General features: G+C 72.7%; 16 protein-coding genes. 11 read left to right on the top strand and 5 right to left on the bottom strand.

The genetic code is table 11. From position 1 onward, the window contains the following. Window positions 1-7 precede the first annotated feature (7 nt). From WA788_RS13620 to WA788_RS13600, 5 genes are read left to right on the top strand one after another with little or no spacing between them, the layout of a single operon-like run. A complete protein-coding gene (locus tag WA788_RS13620) occupies window positions 8-1009 on the top strand; it encodes an ABC transporter substrate-binding protein (RefSeq protein WP_335976787.1) in 1002 nt (333 codons plus the stop codon). A gap of 22 nt (window positions 1010-1031) precedes the next feature. Beyond that, complete coding sequence (locus WA788_RS13615) at window positions 1032-1874, top strand: ABC transporter permease (protein ID WP_335976785.1); 843 nt, start codon at window positions 1032-1034, stop codon at window positions 1872-1874. A gap of 16 nt (window positions 1875-1890) precedes the next feature. After that, window positions 1891-2718 carry an ABC transporter permease gene (locus WA788_RS13610; protein ID WP_335976783.1) on the top strand — a complete coding sequence of 276 codons (828 nt, stop codon included), beginning with the start codon at window positions 1891-1893 and terminating at the stop codon, window positions 2716-2718. Then, window positions 2715-3569 carry an ABC transporter ATP-binding protein gene (locus tag WA788_RS13605; protein ID WP_335976781.1) on the top strand — a complete coding sequence of 285 codons (855 nt, stop codon included), beginning with the start codon at window positions 2715-2717 and terminating at the stop codon, window positions 3567-3569. The genes WA788_RS13610 and WA788_RS13605 overlap by 4 nt, the downstream gene beginning before the upstream one ends. Next, window positions 3566-3973: a VOC family protein gene (locus WA788_RS13600; protein ID WP_335976780.1), complete on the top strand. Its 408-nt coding sequence runs from the start codon at window positions 3566-3568 to the stop codon at window positions 3971-3973. Before WA788_RS13605 ends, WA788_RS13600 begins: the two co-directional genes overlap by 4 nt. Before the next feature lie 68 nt (window positions 3974-4041). Here WA788_RS13600 and WA788_RS13595 read toward each other — a convergent pair whose 3' ends face one another. Together WA788_RS13595 and WA788_RS13590 are read right to left on the bottom strand one after the other, a co-directional pair. After that, on the bottom strand, window positions 4042-4818 hold the full coding sequence (locus WA788_RS13595) for an SDR family NAD(P)-dependent oxidoreductase (protein WP_335976778.1): 777 nt from the start codon (window positions 4816-4818) through the stop codon (window positions 4042-4044). 69 nt (window positions 4819-4887) lie between these two features. Beyond that, window positions 4888-5643: an SDR family NAD(P)-dependent oxidoreductase gene (locus tag WA788_RS13590; RefSeq protein ID WP_335976776.1), complete on the bottom strand. Its 756-nt coding sequence runs from the start codon at window positions 5641-5643 to the stop codon at window positions 4888-4890. Window positions 5644-5747: 104 nt separating this feature from the next. On the opposite strand from WA788_RS13590, the gene WA788_RS13585 reads away from it, so the two are divergent. The 6 genes from WA788_RS13585 to WA788_RS13560 are packed head-to-tail and all read left to right on the top strand — an operon-like array spanning window position 5748 to window position 11594. After that, the gene (locus WA788_RS13585) at window positions 5748-6689 is read left to right on the top strand and encodes a fumarylacetoacetate hydrolase family protein (RefSeq protein WP_335976773.1); all 942 of its coding nucleotides are present in this window, start codon (window positions 5748-5750) and stop codon (window positions 6687-6689) included. A 4-nt stretch (window positions 6690-6693) separates the two neighbouring features. Further along, a complete protein-coding gene (locus tag WA788_RS13580; RefSeq protein WP_335976772.1) occupies window positions 6694-7527 on the top strand; it encodes a fumarylacetoacetate hydrolase family protein in 834 nt (277 codons plus the stop codon). After that, window positions 7524-8756 carry an amidohydrolase family protein gene (locus WA788_RS13575; RefSeq protein WP_335976769.1) on the top strand — a complete coding sequence of 411 codons (1233 nt, stop codon included), beginning with the start codon at window positions 7524-7526 and terminating at the stop codon, window positions 8754-8756. Before WA788_RS13580 ends, WA788_RS13575 begins: the two co-directional genes overlap by 4 nt. After that, window positions 8753-10141, top strand: a complete 1389-nt coding sequence (locus WA788_RS13570) for a carboxylesterase/lipase family protein (protein WP_335976766.1) — start codon at window positions 8753-8755, stop codon at window positions 10139-10141. The genes WA788_RS13575 and WA788_RS13570 overlap by 4 nt, the downstream gene beginning before the upstream one ends. Window positions 10142-10161: 20 nt before the next feature. After that, window positions 10162-10803 (top strand): carboxymuconolactone decarboxylase family protein, encoded by a 642-nt coding sequence (locus WA788_RS13565; RefSeq protein WP_335976762.1) that lies wholly within the window; start codon window positions 10162-10164, stop codon window positions 10801-10803. Beyond that, entirely contained in the window at window positions 10800-11594 is a 795-nt protein-coding gene (locus WA788_RS13560) for an SDR family NAD(P)-dependent oxidoreductase (protein WP_335976759.1), read from the top strand. Before WA788_RS13565 ends, WA788_RS13560 begins: the two co-directional genes overlap by 4 nt. Window positions 11595-11631: 37 nt before the next feature. On the opposite strand, the gene WA788_RS13555 is transcribed toward WA788_RS13560, so the two are convergent. From WA788_RS13555 to WA788_RS13545, 3 genes are all read right to left on the bottom strand, one after another. After that, entirely contained in the window at window positions 11632-12372 is a 741-nt protein-coding gene (locus WA788_RS13555) for a GntR family transcriptional regulator (protein WP_335976756.1), read from the bottom strand. A 171-nt stretch (window positions 12373-12543) separates the two neighbouring features. After that, entirely contained in the window at window positions 12544-14577 is a 2034-nt protein-coding gene (locus WA788_RS13550; RefSeq protein ID WP_335976752.1) for a hypothetical protein, read from the bottom strand. A gap of 590 nt (window positions 14578-15167) precedes the next feature. Beyond that, window positions 15168-17108, bottom strand: a complete 1941-nt coding sequence (locus WA788_RS13545) for a glycosyltransferase family 2 protein (RefSeq protein ID WP_335976748.1) — start codon at window positions 17106-17108, stop codon at window positions 15168-15170. Window positions 17109-17183: the final 75 nt, after the last annotated feature.

The raw sequence follows: 17183 nt of genomic DNA, 5'->3' as shown, positions 1-17183 counted from the left end.
ACCCCTCATGCCGAAGCACACCAGAACCACGCTGCGCCGTACCCCCGTCGCCCTGGTGATCCTCGCCGTCGCCGCCCCGGTCGCCGCCTGCGGCTCGAACTCCTCCTCCGCGTCCAGCGACGGCAAGGCCGAGATCACCGTGCTCCGCTCCAACAGCGCCCTGTTCGAACCGCTGTACATCGCCCAGCAGCAGGGCTACTTCACCGCCGCCGGACTCGACGTCACCATCAAGGCCGGCGCGCAGGACACCTCCCAGAACGCGCCCTCCGTCCTCAACGGCGAGGCGCAGTTCGCGATGACGGACTGCTCCGGGTTCCTCAAGGGCGCCGCCAAGAACATGCCGATCCGGATCGCCACCGGCCTGGAGTCCGCCACCACCAGGACCGAGCCCACCGACGGGCTGCTGGTGAAGGACAACAGCGCCATCAAGTCCTTCGCCGACCTGGAGGGCAAGACCGTCGGGCTGACCGCGCTGGGCGGCACCATCCAGTTCATCGTGGAGTACCTGATCGAGAAGGAGGGCGGCGACCCGACCAAGGTCAAGTACGTCGCGCTGCCGACCAGTTCCCTCACCGACGCCGCCACCAGCGGCAAGACCGACGCCGTCTACTCCTTCGGCGCCTTCTACTCGGCCGGCAAGCAGGCCGGGCTGCGCTCCATCGGCAACGGCATGAACGACCTGCCCGGCATCGCCCAGGGCGTCCTCTTCTCCAGCAAGAAGTACCTGTCCGCCAACGCCGCCACCGCCCAGAAGTTCACCGCCGCGATCGCCAAGGCCATCACCTACGCCGACGCGCACCCCGAAGCCGTGCGGGCCGTGGACAAGAAGTACACGCAGCTGTCGGCGGACTACATCGACAAGGCACCGGTCTCCTACTACGACAAGAACATCAACACGTCCGTCATGCGCACCGTCATCACCAAGATGCACGCGTACGGCCTGCTCAGCGCGACACCCCAGGACGACGCCATCTACTGGGACAAGGCCCCGACCGTCAGCGGCAGCTGACCGGACGGAAGAGGTGACAACCATGGCTACTTCCACCACCGGCCGCCGCCCGCCCCCGACCCGCACCCGCCCGGCCCGCAGGGCCGCCCCCGGGCGGGTGCACGGCCGCGGACTGCTCCTGCTGCGGCTGGCCGCGTTCGCCGCCGTGCTGCTGGTGTGGGCCGGCGCCGCCGCGTCCGGCGCCGTCAGCGCCACCGCGCTGCCCGGCCCGGTGTCGGTGGGCAGGGCGTTCCCGGGCCTGTTCGGCAGCGGCGCGTACTGGCAGGCGGTGGGTGACACGCTGCGCGGCGCCGTGACCGGATTCGTCGTCGCCGGCGTCGTCGGGGTGCCGCTGGGGCTCGCGACCGGCACGTACGCCGCCGCCGAGCAGTCCTCGCGGCTGCTGGTGGACGTGCTGCGCTCGTTCCCCGTGATCGCACTGCTGCCGGTGTTCCTGCTGGTCCAGGGGTCCACACCGACGATGAAGTCCACCGTGGTCTTCCTCGCCTGCGTCTTCCCGGTCTTCCTCCAGGCCCAGTACGGCGCCCGGTCGGTCACCCCGATGATCGCGGAGACCGTGCACAGCTACCGGATACCGCGCCTCCTGCGCTTCTGGCGGGTGATCCTGCCCAGCGCCACGCCCTCGATCATGACCGGGATACGACTGGCGGCCACCACGTCGGTGCTCGTGGCGATCGGCGTCGAGGTGCTCACCACGCTGCCCGGCATCGGCCACGAGGTGGTGCAGGCGCAGCAGGGCGGGGCGTCCGCCCGGGCGTACGCCTACATCCTCACCGCGGGCGCGATCGGCTACGCGATCACCCTGCTGTCCCAGTTCGCCGAGCGACGGCTGCTGCGCTGGCGCCCGCCGGCGCAGACCGACTGAAGGGGGCGGACCGACCATGTCCCTGAACCGCAAGGGCCCGCGGGCCTTCTGGACCTCCGCGCTGCGGCAGCTGTGGCTGCCCGTCGTGGTGCTCGCCGTGCTGCTGCTGGCCACCGCCGGCAGCACCAGCTTCTACTTCCCGCCGGCCACCGAGGTCCTGGCCACCCTGTGGCGGCAGCTCGTCCACGAGGGCCTGGCGGGCGACCTGCTGTACTCCCTGAAGAACATCGTGCTGGGCCTGCTCGCCGCCACCGCGGTCGGCGTCGGCGCCGGACTGCTCATCGGCGAGGTGCCGCTGCTGCGGCAGGCGGTCGGCCCGCTGCTCGACTTCGCCCGCGCCACCCCGACGGTGGCGTTCGTCCCCGTCATCATCCTCACCCTCGGCATCGGCTCGGGCCCCAAGATCTTCCTGATCGCCCTCGGCTCGCTGTGGCCGATCCTGCTCAACACCGTCAGCGGCGTGCAGTCCGTCAACCCGGCCGTCCACGAGACCGCCCGCAGCTACCGGGTGCCGCTGCGACTGCGCCTGCTGAAGGTGGTGCTGCCCGGGGCGCTGCCGCAGATCTTCGCCGGGGTCCGCGTGGCGCTGTCGATCGCGGTGGTCCTCATGGTCGTCAGCGAGATCTACGGCTCGCCGGTGGGCCTGGGCCACTTCATCCTGCAGTCCGGTTCGGACTTCGCCGTGCCCGAGACCTGGGCCGGCACCGTACTCATCGGCATCCTCGGGTACGGCCTGAGCGTGTTGCTCCTCGCGGCCGAGTACGCGCTGCTCGGCTGGTACCACCAGCGCCCGCCCCGCACCCGGCGGGCCACGCCCCAGCCCCGGAACGAGGTCACACCGTGAACACACGTGGATACAGCCTGATCGTCGAGGACGTCTGCAAGTCGTTCGGCCACGGCGCGGACGAGCACCGGGTGATCGAGGGCCTGTCGCTGCGGGTCGACCCGGGCGAGTTCGTCTGCGTGGTCGGACCCTCCGGAGCGGGCAAGACCACCCTGCTGCGCTGCCTGTCCGGCCTGGCCCGCCCGACCTCCGGCACCGTGCGCTACGGCGACGAGCAGGTCACCCGGCCGCTCGCCGACATCGCGGTGGTCTTCCAGGACTACCGCGGCTCCCTCATGCCCTGGATGCGGGTGCGGGAGAACGTGGCGTTCCCGCTCCAGGGGACCGGGGTGCGCAAGGCGGAGCGGACCGAGCGCGCCGAGGAGTGCCTGGCCGCCGTCGGCCTGGACGGCGTCGGCGACAAGTACCCGTGGCAGCTGTCGGGCGGTATGCAGCAGCGGGTGGCCATCGCCCGCGGCCTGGCCTACAACGCGCCGGTGCTGCTGATGGACGAGCCGTTCGGGTCGGTCGACGCGCAGTCCCGCTTCGACCTGGAGGACCTGACGCTGTCGCTGCGCGCACGGCTCGGCATCACCGTCGTCGTGGTCACCCACGACATCGACGAGGCCGTCTACCTCGGCGACCGCGTCGTCGTCCTCGGCGGCAGCCCCACCACGGTCGTGGACAACCTCACCGTCGGCCTCGGCGCCGAACGCGACCAGATCACCACTCGCGCCGACGCCCGCTTCACCGAACTGCGCAGCCGCGTCCTGACCTTGATCCGCGCGGCCCAGCACCCGGCCCCAGGAGAGCAGGCCGGGGGCGCGGGGCCCGCGAAGCGCCGGGGCACCCGGGCGGTGCTCCGCGGATGACGACGCGCTTCGACCACGTGGGCGTCTCGGTGCCGGACCTGGCGGCGGCCACCGCCTGGTACTGCGCGACGCTCGGCCTCAGCGCCGCCCCGCCGTTCGCGGTCCCGGGCACCGACCTGAGCGGGGTGATGCTGCTGCACCCCAGCGGCTACCGCATTGAGTTGCTGCACCGCCCCTCCGCGCGCCCGGGCGCCGCCGCGCCCACCGCGCTGGAGGCGGCCGGCACCCACGGCTACGGGCACATCTGCCTGTGCGTCCCGGACGTGGACGCGGAGTTCGCCCGGCTGGTGGCGGCCGGCGCCGCGCAGAGCATGCCGCCGTGCGCCTCGCCGCGCCCCGGTGCGCGGATGGCGTTCGTGGCCGACCCGTTCGGCAACCTGATCGAGCTGCTGGACCGCGCGTAGCGCCGGCCGGTAGCGGCGAAGCGGCCCCGGGGACGTCCCCGGGGCCGCTTCGCCGCTACCGGCCGCGGTCAGGCGCCGATCATGTTGTAGCCGCCGTCGGCGACCAGGAACCCGCCGGTGATGTGGTGGGCGTCCTGCGTGGCCAGGAACAGCGCGGCGCCGGCCAGTTCGGCCGGCCCCGGGATACGGCCCATGGGCGTCATCTTCCGCAGCTGGTCGCCGCGCCCGCTCCGCCAGTCCTCGCGGCCCAGCGTGGCCTCGGTCTCGATGAACCCCGGGGCGAAGACGTTCACGCGCACCGCGGGGGCCAGTGCGTGGGCGTAGGACTTGGTGAGGCCGATGATGCCGTATTTGGCGGCGGCGTACTGGGGCGCGCGGGCGCTGCCGCGGGCCACCACGGTGGAGCCGATGTTGACGATGGCGCCGCCGCCGTCCTGCTCCAGCATCCGCGCGCCGAACTCGTGCGTGCACAGCAGTGTGCCCTTCACGTCGACGGCCAGGACGTGGTCGACGGACTCCTCGGTGACGTCGCGCCAGGACATCTGCTCGCGCGCCTCGCCGACGTTGTTGACCGCGACGTCGAGCCGGCCGAAGCGGCTCCACACCTCGTCGGCCAGGTGCTTGATCTGGTCGTGCTCGGCGATGTCGGCCCGGACCACGAACGCCTTGCGGCCCAGGGCCGTGACGCGCTCCGCGGTCGCCTCGGCGCCGGCGCGGGAACTGCGGTAGTGGACGGCGACGTCGGCGCCCTCCTGGGCGGCGCGCACCGCGATCTCGGCGCCGAAGCCGGTGCCGGCCCCGGTGACGAGCACCGTCTTTCCGGTGAATCGCTGGAACACGGTCATGGGAACTCCGTTTCTGTGCTGCGGGCTGTGCTGCGGGCTGCGGTTCGGGTCGTGCCTGGGCCGTGCGGGTCAGACGAGAGTGCGGCCGCCGTCCGCGTAGAGCACCTGGCCGGTGACGAAGGCGGACGCGTCCGAGGCGAGGAAGAGGGTGGGGCCGACCAGGTCCTCCGGTGTGCCGAGGCGGCCGGCCGGGACCAGCGCCTCCATGGACGCGCGCACGCCCGGCCGGGCCAGGTAGGCGCGGGTGAGGCCGGTCTCGGTGTAGCCGGGGGCGACGGCGTTGACGGTGACGCCGTGTGGCGCCCACTCGCGGGCCATCACCCGCATCAGCTGGTTGACGCCGCCCTTGGTGGCCGCGTAGGGCGCGTGGTCGCGGTGGGCGAGCAGGCCCGACACGGACGACAGGTAGACGATCCGGCCGTGTCCGGCGGGCACCATGAGGGCGCCCACCGCCCTCCCGAGCCAGAACGCGCTGCCGAGGTTGACCGCGGCGATCCGGTCCCACAGCTCGTCCGGGGTCTCCAGCACCGGGCGGCGGTCGTTCATGCCGACGGCGTGCACGAACACCTCGATCCGGCCGCCGAGCAGCTCCGCGGCGCCGGCGACAGCCTCTCGGCAGGCGCTCGCGGAGGTGAGATCGGCGCTGTGCCCGCGGACCCGTCCGGCAGTGGCGGTGCCGGCCAGTTCGTCCAGGCGGACGGGGTCCCGGTCCAGGGCGATCACGTCGGCCCCGGCATGTGCCAGCGCCCGGGCCACGGCGCCGCCGATACCGCCGGCGCCGGCTACCAGCGCCCGGGCGCCGGCGAAGTTCCACATCGTCTCCATGCGGGGGACCGTAGCCGACACGGATTCAAGGTGTCCACACTTTGCCAGGGTGTTGACGCGGATATCGGATAGAGGCAGGCTGAGTGTCGACAGTTAATGACTTGTTGTCGGGCGCTGAAGGCCCGGAGGACGCGGAGGACCTGATGAAGCTGGTGACGTTCGACGACGGCCCGGAGGCCGGACTCGTGGGCCGCCTGGACGGCGACACCGTGGTCGGACTCGACGTGCCGACCACCCAGGAGTACTTCGCACGCGCGGGCCGCGTCGCCGAGACCGGCCGCACCCACGCCCTCGCCGACGTACGGCTGCGCGCCCCGATCGTGCCGAAGAAGTTCTTCCACACCGCCGGCAACTTCCGGGAGCACCACGAGGACCTGGCCCGCGTGGACTGGTCCCACCCGGTCAACAAGGGCATCGTGTTCTTCCAGAACGTCGACGCGGTCATCGGCCCCGAGGACGACATCGTCTACCCGGCCAACCTGACCCGGGAGCTGGACTACGAGCTCGAACTCGCGGTGGTCATCGGCACCCCCGGCAAGTTCTTCACCGCCGAGCAGGCCGCCGAGCACATCGCCGGATACCTGGTCTTCAACGACATCACCGCCCGCGACATCCAGCGCAAGGAGATGGAGTCCGGCGTCTTCTCCTTCTCCAAGGCCATCGACACCTTCTGCCCGATCGGCCCGTGGATCGTCACCGCCGACGAGGTCGGCGACCCGCACGACCTGGACATGGAACTGCGCGTCAACGGCGATGTCCGGCAGAAGTCGAACACCTCCCGCATGTCGGTGTCGATCCCGCAACTGGTCGCCTACCACTCGCCGCAGACCTACAGCGCCGGCGACATCATCACCACCGGCACCATCGCGGGCGTGGCTGCCAGCACCGCGGACCCGTTCACGAACTACCTCAAGCCCGGCGACGTCGTGGAGGCCGAGATCGAGAAGCTCGGCGTCCTCCGCAACCGGGTCGTCTCCTGGCAGGACGCGTACGGCACCCCCGAACCCCCGGCCGGCTGGTCGCCCGCCCCCGGCGCCGGGGCCTGACGGCATGCGCATCGCCAACCTCGCGGGCCGGCTCGCCCTGCTGACCGGGAACGGCGCCGTCGACGTGGCCGACGGCGGCTTCGACCCGGACCCGGCCGCCGTCTTCGACCAGTGGGACGCCCTGCTGCGCTGGTCCGCCGGCGTCGACCCGGCCGCTGCCGCCCCGTACGACGAGGCCGACCTGCGCGCACCGGTGCCCGAGCCCCGGCAGGTCTTCGCCGTCGCGCTCAACTACCGGCCGCACGCCGCCGAGGCCGGCTACGAGGACCCGGACCAGCCGCTGGTCTTCACCAAGTTCCCCAGCTGCGTCACCGGGCCCGGCGGCACCGTCGACCTGCCGCCCGGCCACGTCGACTGGGAGGTCGAACTGGTCGCCGTCATCGGCAGGCCCGCCCACCGCGTCCCGGAGGAGCACGGCTGGGACCCGGTCGTCGCCCTCACCGTGGGACAGGACCTGTCCGAGCGGATCACCCAACTCGCCGGCCGTCCCGCGCAGTTCTCCCTGGGAAAGTCCTTCCCCGGCTTCGGCCCGACCGGACCGGCACTGGTCTCCCTCGACGACCTCCCCGACCCCGGCGACCTCGAACTCACCTGCACCCTCGACGGGGAGGTCGTCCAGCACGACCGCACCTCCCGCATGATCTTCCCCGTGCCGCGGCTGGTCGCCCACCTCAGCGCGATCTGCCCGCTGCGCCCCGGCGACCTGGTCTTCACCGGCACCCCCGCAGGCGTGGGCAACCGCCGCACCCCGCAGCGCTTCATAGGTCCCGGTGACACCCTCGTGAGCAGGATCGAGGGACTGGGCGAGATGCGGCACACCTTCAGGAGCGCACCATGAGCAACCACGGCGAAGCCACCGTCTTCACCGACGTCCAGGTCTTCGACGGCACCGGCAGCGACCCGTTCCCCGCCGAGGTCCTGGTGGAGGGCAACCGGATCACCAAGGTCGCCGACCGCATCCCCCTGGCCCGGCTCACCCGGGCCCGCGTGATCGACGGAGGCGGCGGCACCCTCATCCCCGGCCTGGTCGACGCGCACACCCACCTCGGCTTCGGCTCGACCACCGAGCACACCTCCCGCCGCCGGGACGAACCCGACGAGGAGAAGGCGCTGCTCGTCGCGCACGCCGGCCGCGTCATGCTCGACCACGGCTTCACCAGTGCCTACTCCGGCGGCAACCGGCTGCCGCGCACCGAGGTCGCCGCCCGCAAGGCGTTCGCCGAGGGCTGGATGCCCGGGCCGCGCTACAAGGCCGCCTCATGGGAGGGCACCGCCGGCATGCGCGAGCCGGGCGTCTACACCTTCCCCGGCACCGAGGGCCGCCCCTCCGACCCGCGGTCGGTTAGCCGGTTCGTCGACGAGATGGCCGACGTCGGCGTGGACATCGTCAAACTCTCGCTGTCCGGCGAGAGCGCCGTCGTGCAGGGCACCTCGCGGATCGTGCAGTTCACCGACGAGGAGGTGGCCGCCGCCGCGGCCACCGCCCGCGCCCGCGGGGTCTGGCTCACCGCCCACGCGCACGCCGCCGAGTCCGTGAAGATGGCGGTACGCCACGGCATCCGGGCGGTCTACCACTGCACCTTCGCCGACGAGGAGGCCCTCGACCTGCTCGCCGCGGCCCGCGACCGGCTGTTCGTCGCCCCGACTCCCGGCATCATCCACGCCAACCTGTACGAGGCCGGCAGCGAACCCGAACCCGGCATGGAGGTCGAGGCCACCGCGAAGGCGGTCCGGCAGGTCGTGCCCGAACTGGTCTCGCGCGGCATCCGCGTCGTCCCGGGCGGCGACTACGGCTTCGCCTGGAACCCGGTCGGCCGCAACGCCCGCGACCTCGAACTGTTCGTCGACTGGTTCGGCTTCACCCCGGCCGAGGCACTGCGCGCAGCGACGTACCTCGGCGGCCAGGTGATGGACATGGGCGGCGAACTCGGCCTGGTCCGCGAGGGTTTCCTCGCCGACCTGGTGCTGGTCGACGGCGACCCGCTCGAGGACATCCGCATCCTCCAGCACGCCGACCGGCTCACGGCCGTCATGAAGGACGGCGCCTTGCACAAGGCGCCCGCGTGAGCCGCCGGCCGCCGCCCCGCGCCCGGACCCGCGGCGGGCGGCTGGTGGGGGAGTGGGACCGCGGCCCGACGCCCCGGCCCCGCGTCCCGGTCGCCGCCTTCCGCGGCATCCCCTTCGCCGCGCCCCCGGTCGGCGACCTGCGGTGGCGCCCGCCGCGACCGGCCGAACCCTGGGACGGGGAGCGCCGCGCGACCGACTTCGGGCCCGCGCCCCTCCAGCCGCAGCCACCCGCCGACTCGGTCATGTACCGCGCCAACTTCGCCGACCGGCGGGCCCTGGTGATGAGCGAGGACTGCCTCTACCTCAACGTGTGGACCCCCGAGCCGACTCCCGGCAGCGGACTGCCGGTCATGGTGTGGGTGCACGGCGGCGGCAACCGCTACGGCCACGGCTCCCAGGACATCCACGACGGCCGCGCCATGGCCGCCCGCGGCCTGGTCGTCGTCACCCTCAACCACCGCCTGGGCGCCCTCGGCTTCCTCGCCCACCCCGGACTGGCCGCCGAGGACGCGTCCGGCGCGTCGGGCAACTACGGGCTGTACGACATCGCCGCCGCGCTCGCCTGGGTGCACGGCAACATCGCGGCCCTCGGCGGCGACCCCGGGCGGATCACCCTCGCGGGCAACTCCGCCGGCGCCGCCCACATCTGCCACCTGATGGCCGCCCGCGCCGCCCGCGGCCACTTCCGCGCCGCCATCGGGCAGAGCGCCTCGGGCGTCGGCCGCGCCGAGGGCCCGCTGCCCGCCCAGGACGACGCCCAGCGGCTCGGCGTCGCCTACGCGGACGCGTTCGGCGCGAAGGACCCCGCAGCGCTGCGCCGCATCTCAGGGGTCGAACTGGTCGTCCGCGGCCACTTCGGGCCGGTCGTCGACGGCCGGCTGCTCACCGAGCCCACCGACGACGTCTTCGCCGCCGGCCGCCAGCACGCGGTCCCGCTGCTGCTCGGCACCAACCGGGACGAGGGCACCGTGTACGCCCGGCCCGGCGAGGACCCCGCGGCGGTCGGCGACGCCCGCTTCGTGGGCCCGGTGTGGCAGTGGGCCCGGCAGCACCACGCGGCCGGCGCGCCCACCTGGGTGTACCGCTTCGAGCACCGGCCGCCACTGCCGCCCGGCCTGCCCGACCTCGGCGTCCACCACACCGCCGAACTCCCCTACGCACTGGACAACCTGGCCCAGCGCCCCGGCTGGCCGTGGCGGGACGCCGACCGCCGGCTGGCCGCCGCCATGGCCGGCGCCTGGGCCCGCTTCGTCGCCTCCGGCGACCCGGCCGGCCCCGGAGAACCGCCCTGGCCGCGCTTCAGCGGACCCGGCACCACGCGCGCCATGGTCTTCGGCGACACCGTGCACGAGGACGCGCTGACCGCGCCCGCCCACCCCTCCTGACAGACCAGAAAGGACGACCCGTGGCACGACTGACGGGTACCGACGGCAGCGGCCAGGTCGCGGACCGCATCCGCGCCCGGCGCGGCGGCACGCTGCGCCCCCTGGACCGCATGCTCCTGCACAGCCCGCCCGTCGCGGACGGCTGGAACAGCCTGCTCGGCGCGATCCGGCAGCGCACCGCGCTGCCCGCCGACATCCGGGAGCTGGCGATCCTGCGGATCGCCGTGCTCAACCGGGCCAGGTACGAGTGGGTCGCCCACGAGGGCGAGGCCCGCGCCGCCGGACTGACCGGCGCCCACCTCGACGCACTGCGCGACGAGCACGCCGCGGACCACCGCGCCCTGGACGAGCGGCAGCGCCGGGCGGTCGCCTACACCGACGCCATGACCCGGCACGTGCACGTGCCCGACGCGGTGTTCGACGCGCTGCACGGCCACTTCACGCCGGCGGAGGTGGTGGAGCTGACCGCCACGATCGCCGCCTACGGCATGGTGTCCCGGTTCCTGGTCGCGCTCCAGGTGGAACTGCCCGCACCGGCCGCCGACCCTGTCGCCGAACCCGCCGCCGGTCCCGCGGCAACCGATCCCGAAGCCGGCCCCGAACCCGCCGCCGGCCTCGCCACCGAACCCGCCGCCGAACCCGCCCCCAGGAGGACGACATGACGACCCCCAGCCGTACCCGTACCGGCCGGCTGGCCGGCAAGGTGGTCCTGGTCACCGGCGCGGGCGCCGGCATCGGGCAGGGCTGCGCGCTGCTCTGCGCCGAGCAGGGCGCCACCGTGGCCGGCTGCGACATCGACCCCGCGGCGGCCGAACGCACCCGCACGCTCGCCGCCGAGCGCGGACTCGACCTCGACGTCGCCGCCCCGCTCGACATGACCGACCCGGCCGACGCCCGGCGCTTCGCCGACGAGGCGCGGCAGCGGCACGGCCGGATCGACGCGCTGGTCACCGCGGGCGCCATCGCCCCGCACATGGCCACCGCCGCCGAGATGGACTTCCGGCACGAGTGGACCCCGACCATGCGGGGGGAGGTCGACGTGGTCTTCCTGCCCGTGCAGGCGGCCTGGCCGCACCTGGTGGCGTCCGGGGGCGGCTCGATCGTCAACTTCGCCTCGGTGAACGCCTTCCGCGGCAGCGGGAACTTCGGCATGGTCGCGCACTGCGCCGGAAAGGCCGCGGTGCTCGGTCTGACCCGGCAGCTCGCGGTGGAGGGCGGCCCCCGGGGCATCCGGGCGAACACCATCTCACCGGGCATGGTCCGCACACCGGCCACCGAGTCGGCCGGCGCGCACGAGGGCGCCACGCAGCGGGCGCTGCTGGACCGCATCCCGCTGGGGCGGGTCGGACGGCCCGAGGACATCGCCTGGTGCGCGGTCTACCTGATATCGGACGAGTCCACCTGGGTCACCGGCGGCAACTTCCCCGTGGACGGCGGGGTGCTCGCCAAGTAGCCGCGCGCCCGCGGGCGTCGGGGCCGGCGCGGGCCGGTCAGGCGCTCGCGCGGCGCTTGCGCGGCGGTTTCCGGCCGGCCCCCGCCTCCTGCGCGATCTGCTCCTCCACCGCGCGCAGGGCCCGTACGGTCGCGCCCGCGATCAGTGCGGAGGCCAGCTCGCCGTCCCGTTCCTCGCACGCCTGGATCAGCCGTTCCTGGTCGTCGACGCTGAAGGCGAGCCGGCCCGGGCGGGTCAGGCTCAGGTGCCGCAGCATGAGCGTCCGCAGCGCCAGGGAGTCCAGGATCTGCTTGAGCGTGCTGTTGCCGACGATCTCGGTCATCCGCTCCTGGAGCTGCACATGGCCCCAGAAGTACGCGTCCACATCACCGGCGTCGGCCAGCTCGCGCATCGCGGCGACCCGCGCGCGCAGCTCGGCGAGCTCGTCGTCGGTGGCCCGCTCGACCAGCAGCCCGGCCAGCATCGACAGCAGGTGTCGGCGTACCTGGTAGGTGTCCCGGATGTCGCCGAGGGTGGGCGCGGCGACCCTCGGGCGGCGCCGGGCCTTCATCTCGACCAGGCCCTCCTGCTCCAGGAGCATCAGCGCCTCGCGCACGGGGGTGCGGCTGGTGTCGAAGCGCCGGGACAGCTCGACGCTGTTGAGGTCCTGCCCCGGCTCCAGCCGGCCTTCGATGATGCCGCCGGCGACCCACCCGGCGATCTGCGCGACCAGCGGTTCGCGCCGGTCCTTCAGCCGCAGCAGGCGTTCGAGCACCAGGTCCATGTCCTGACCGGCCATGCGCCGTGTCCCCTTGATCGGTCCGAGTCCCACAGACTTTGGAACGGTGTCGACACTATCGCATGTGTGCTCGATCCAGCGCCCGGATGCTCGGTCCATTGTCGACACCTTGCCGAGCGAACGAGTCGGCCCGGGGCGTTGCTACCCGCCCCGGGCCGACTCACGCACAGGTCATCCCACGGTCAGGGTGAGGGCGCCGGTGTAGGTGGTGCCGGCCTTGATCGCGGTGGGCGTGCCGTCGACGGTCAGCCGCACCTTCTTGCCGCGCGGCGCCGTGACGGCGGCGTCGGCGGCCAGGGTCAGCGAGCTGAGGTACGACGTGCCGGTGACCGTCCAGGTGGAGCGGGCGCCGAGGGTGACGATGACGCCGTTGTTGACGACGTCGCCCGGGGTGTTGGCGACCTCGCTGATCTGGCGGTACTCGTCGATGGTGATGGTGGCCACGCGGTGCCGGGTGCTGGTCGCGGAGATGACGCCCCTGACGGTGGAGCGGGTGAAGTCCAGCACCAGGTTCTGGCCCTGCAGGCTCGCGTTGCCGCCGCCGCGGACGGCGTTGTAGAAGTCGCCCGCCAGGTCGATGTCGGTGAACGCGGCCCTGGCGTCGGTGCTCTGGGCGGTGGTGGTGTCCCAGGTCGCGGACCTGGTGGGGGCGGTGGTCGGCTCGGTGTAGGTGCCGAGCATCTCGGTCGACCACGGCTTGCCGGTCACCGCCACGCTGCTGGGCCGGTCGGTGTCCATCAGCTGGAAGATGACGCCGTTGCCCGGGGTGAGGCGGGCGCCGCGGGAGCCGTCGACGGTGACGTTCGCGGCGACCGCCTTGCACATGAACGTCGTCTCGCCGGTGTCGACCTGGGTTCCGCCGTCGACGAGGACCGAGCCGGCGGCGTACCACAGCACCATGAACCGGCCGGCCCTGATGGTCGTCGCCCGCTCCGGCAGGCGGCGCAACTCGCTCGCGGTCAGGCCGAGTTCCAGCGACTCGTTGAGCGCGGCGACCGCCGCCCGGGTGCTGTCGCCGTAGTGCGCGGAGGCGCCCCAGTGGATCAGCGCGTAGTCGCCGACGTCGTAGGTGCAGCCGAGGATGTTCTCGGTGACGTTGCCGATCGCGTAGGAGCCGTAGCCCTGGCCGCCGGTGTTCGCGACGCGGCTGTTGATCGCCGTCAGGGTGCAGTTGCTGCCGCCGTCGACGGACAGCGCGCCCCATTTCTCCGAGGAGATCGAGGAGTTGATGTACGACGCGCGGGTGCTCGCGCCGAGCAGGTTGGTGGCCCGGACGTTGCCCGAGATGCCCAGCATCCAGGGGACGGTGATCATGTAGCGGGTGTCGCCGCTGCCGCTGGCCGGGTACTCGGCGGGCACGTGGTCGCCGTCGGCGCAGTGGATGGTGGAGTTCTTCACGACGACGTTGGCGGTGGCGTCGGCGATCACCGCGGTGCGGACGACGCCCTCGTTCCTGATGGTGGCGCCGTCGATGACGAGGTTGGTGCCCGCGCCGGTGCCGACCACGGCGGCGCCGTACCCGACGAAGTCGCAGCGGCCGTTGCCCTGGAAGGCGATGTCCGGCCGGGTGAGCCGGTAGGTGGCGCCGCCGGTGACGTAGACGCCGTTGAACGCCTCGCCGTTCGACCGCAGGGTGATGTCGCGGGCCTCGTCGTCGGTGACGGTGCCGCCGCGTACGTCGGAGGGCACGGAGCGGCTCTCGTCGACGCCGTCGGCGTCCACGTAGACGGCCTGCCGGAACGGGAAGGACATCGCGTCGTAGGTGACGTCGTTGGCCGCGGCGACGTCGAGGACCACCGTGCCGCGGTAGGTGCCCGCCGTGATGGCGGTGGCCACGCCCCCGTCGCCGTCGGTGAGCCGGCCCAGCTTGCTGCCGGTCTCCACGCCGTTGACGGTAAGGGTGAGGCGGGTGCCGTCCGGGGCGGAGATGGCGCCGCCCTCGGCGATGGTGAGTTCGGTGACGGTGGTCGTGGCGGTGAGCTCCAGGGTCTCCCCGGACCGCACCGTGAGGGTCCGGCCGCTGCCGCCGCGGCCCCCGCCTTTGTGTGCGCTCTCGGCGACGGCGGGGGTGGCCAGCGCCGGTGCGAGCACCAGGCCGCCGACCGCGACCAGCAGTGCCCGGTTGCGGGCCCGGTAGCTGACCTCGCGGTCCAATGTGCCGGTGCCGGCGGGGCGGTCGGTGTCCGTACTGCGTGTGCGTACCACTGCGAACTCCCTTGTCTTCCAGTGCATTCGGGCATGGCCGACCGGCACCGCCACGACCTGGGTGCGGCGGAGGAGGACGGCGGGCTGGTGGACTGAAGGGACTTTACTGTCGACACTTACTGCGCCTCAAGAGGTCGTGCGTGCCCATTTATCGCAACTCTGCCGACACTCCTGAGTGGACCGCGCATGCGTCGACCGTGTGTGCACGATCGCGGCGCGGCAACCGAGGCGCGGGTCGCGTCAAGCCGGGCCGTGTCAGCGCGCAACACGTCCGCTGCGTGGGAGGGTTCCGCGATCCACCGTGTCGGACCGGACCAGCACAACGACAACGATGAGCGGACCCGAAATCCGACCGAGTCCTACCGTTCGCTTCGCGGTCCCGGGCCGCCGAGGAACAGCCGCGATTCGGGCAGATGGATATGCGAGCGTCGCTCATCATCGGGCGCGGCGTGTGCTCCGCGGTCGGTCCCCAGAACTTCCGTCCGACGGTGCACTGGGCGTTGGCTGTTCGCCGTGTGTGGGTCGTCGAAACCTTATATCTGCGTGCTGCGTTTCGGGTGCCCCAGAGGTCGGTGGCCGGGTGGTCGCCGTCAGTTGGCTCCACGCAAGCGGTTGCGGATGCGGCGGATCTGGGGGTTGTCGGTGAGGGAGTGCAGGATGCGCCGGCCGGTGCCGGTTTCGTGGGCGGGCCCTTCGGTGCGGAGTACGGTGCCGTCGCGGACGACGACATACGCGAGGGGGGCGTCCGTTTTGGGGAGGGTGACGGGGTGGCGGCCGGCGGGGAGTGCGAGGCGGGCGGGCAGCCGCAGGTGGGCGGTGGTCCCGTCGGGAGCGGGGACCAGGTGGGCGGTGACTGTCACCGTGGCCACTGTGACCTTGAGGGGGACCGGCGTCGCGGACGCGGTCGCCGCGACGTACGGCAGCGGGAACCACCGGCCGCCGCGCGCGTCGTTGGCGGCGGCGGCCTTCGCTGTGTCCGGGCCGAGCTTGCGCAGCCGCTCGCCTAGGTCGAGGGTGAGCTGGCCCGGGCCCTTCGTCCAGTACGGCAGCGCGATCCGCCCGCCGGTCAGGGCGGGGCCCGCGGCGGGGGCGCCGGGGGCGGCCGGGTCGGTGAGCCGGACCATCCGGTCGATGCCCAGGAACTGGACGAACGCCCACGCCTCGTAGACTCCGCGGTCGAGCGGCCGGCCGCCTGCCAGCCGTTCCGGGTCGATACGCAGCCGGCCCGAGGCGACGATGCGGGAGCGCCCTGGGCCGGTTGGCAGGAGCCGCAGGTCGAGGTCCCCCTCCGGGTACCACCAGTCGTCGCGGTCGCGGTCCTTCACGACCAGTTCCGCGGACGCCAGCCGGAACGGGTCGCGGATCTCCCAACCGTCCTCCGTGCCCGGCACGCCGGCCAGCAGGGCGGGGTCCAGGTACTGCCTGCCGTCGCGTTCGACCAGGGCGAGCGGTTCGCCGTCGCCGCGCCGCAGTTCCAGGGTGACGTCGGTGACCAGACAGCCGTCCTCCCAGCGGGGCGGGCTCACCTCGCCGTGGGCCTTGACGTCCCGGACGCGCTCGGCGAAGGCGAGTGCCCCGTCGTAGTCGCCGCGTTCCAGCAGTTCGGCCCTGAGCCGGGATACCGCGGGCAGCCCCTCGCGTACGGCCGGGGGGAATTCCTCCAGCGCTGCCTGGCGGGCGGCCTCGAATCGGGGGCGCTGCCGGTCCGGATCTTCCCGCAGGATCTCGGGCTCGCGGGCCCGGGAGAGGACCTCCACGTGGTAGAGGCGGTGCAGCAGCCGGTTCTGGAGTGCGTCGATGTCGTCGGAGGGGGCGGTGCCGTCCTTGATCTGGCGCACTATGGTGCGCAGGTTGCCCCAGAAGTCGTGCCGCGGGTCGAACCGCTGACCGGTGTTGTTACCGCCGTCGTCCCGCTTGAGCCAGTAGTAGCAGGGGTAGTCCGCGAGGACGGATATGCGGTCGGCTTTGAGGTAGGCGGCGCTGACGAAGGCGATGTCCTCCATGATCCACGGCCCTTCCGGAAACCGCAGCCCGTGCTCCTCTATGAAGGCGCGCCGGAACATCTTGTGCGGGGCCAGGGCCTGCATCAGCTCGTCGTTCTCGACGGTGCAGACATCCACGGTGTGCCGGAACAGGCGCCTGGGGCGCGCCATCGTGGTGGACAGCTTGCCTATGACGATGTCCGAGTTGTTGCGCCGGGCGTGCGCGTACAACCGCTCCAGTGCCTGGCTGCCGAGCATGTCGTCGTGATCGACGAACTGGACGTACTCGCCGCGGGCGTGCCGGATGCCGAGGTTGCGGGGGCCACCCGGCCAGCCCGAGTTGGGCTGGGTGTGCACCTGCACGTTGGGGTGGGCCGCCGCGATCTCCTTCAGGCGGTTCGGTGTGTCGTCGGTCGAACCATCGTCGACGTAGATGACCTCGTACTCGTCCTCGGGCAGACTCTGCCCGAGGAGTGAGGGCGCGCACTCGGCGAGGTACTTCCCGGTGTTGTACACGGGGACGATGACGCTGACCTTGACCTTCGACATGTCACGGACACTACCCCGCCCCATCGGATGCCGGCCGCGCCCGGTGATTCCTCACCTGGGTGCGGTGCTATGCCA

This window comes from Streptomyces sp. CA2R106, assembly GCF_037034245.1.
Taxonomy (GTDB): Bacteria; Actinomycetota; Actinomycetes; order Streptomycetales; family Streptomycetaceae; genus Actinacidiphila.
Note: the sequence above shows the minus strand (reverse complement) of the source record. Positions and strands in the feature narration are given on the sequence as shown.

Bases quoted from the DNA above. Each gene is read 5' to 3' on its own strand.
- WA788_RS13620 (WP_335976787.1), top strand. From the start codon at position 8: ATGCCGAAGCACACCAGAACCACGCTGCGCCGTACCCCCGTCGCCCTG.
- WA788_RS13615 (WP_335976785.1), top strand. From the start codon at position 1,032: ATGGCTACTTCCACCACCGGCCGCCGCCCGCCCCCGACCCGCACCCGC.
- WA788_RS13610 (WP_335976783.1), top strand. From the start codon at position 1,891: ATGTCCCTGAACCGCAAGGGCCCGCGGGCCTTCTGGACCTCCGCGCTG.
- WA788_RS13600 (WP_335976780.1), top strand. From the start codon at position 3,566: ATGACGACGCGCTTCGACCACGTGGGCGTCTCGGTGCCGGACCTGGCG.
- WA788_RS13595 (WP_335976778.1), bottom strand. From the start codon at position 4,818: ATGACCGTGTTCCAGCGATTCACCGGAAAGACGGTGCTCGTCACCGGG.
- WA788_RS13590 (WP_335976776.1), bottom strand. From the start codon at position 5,643: ATGGAGACGATGTGGAACTTCGCCGGCGCCCGGGCGCTGGTAGCCGGC.
- WA788_RS13580 (WP_335976772.1), top strand. From the start codon at position 6,694: ATGCGCATCGCCAACCTCGCGGGCCGGCTCGCCCTGCTGACCGGGAAC.
- WA788_RS13575 (WP_335976769.1), top strand. From the start codon at position 7,524: ATGAGCAACCACGGCGAAGCCACCGTCTTCACCGACGTCCAGGTCTTC.
- WA788_RS13560 (WP_335976759.1), top strand. From the start codon at position 10,800: ATGACGACCCCCAGCCGTACCCGTACCGGCCGGCTGGCCGGCAAGGTG.
- WA788_RS13555 (WP_335976756.1), bottom strand. From the start codon at position 12,372: ATGGCCGGTCAGGACATGGACCTGGTGCTCGAACGCCTGCTGCGGCTG.
- WA788_RS13545 (WP_335976748.1), bottom strand. From the start codon at position 17,108: ATGTCGAAGGTCAAGGTCAGCGTCATCGTCCCCGTGTACAACACCGGG.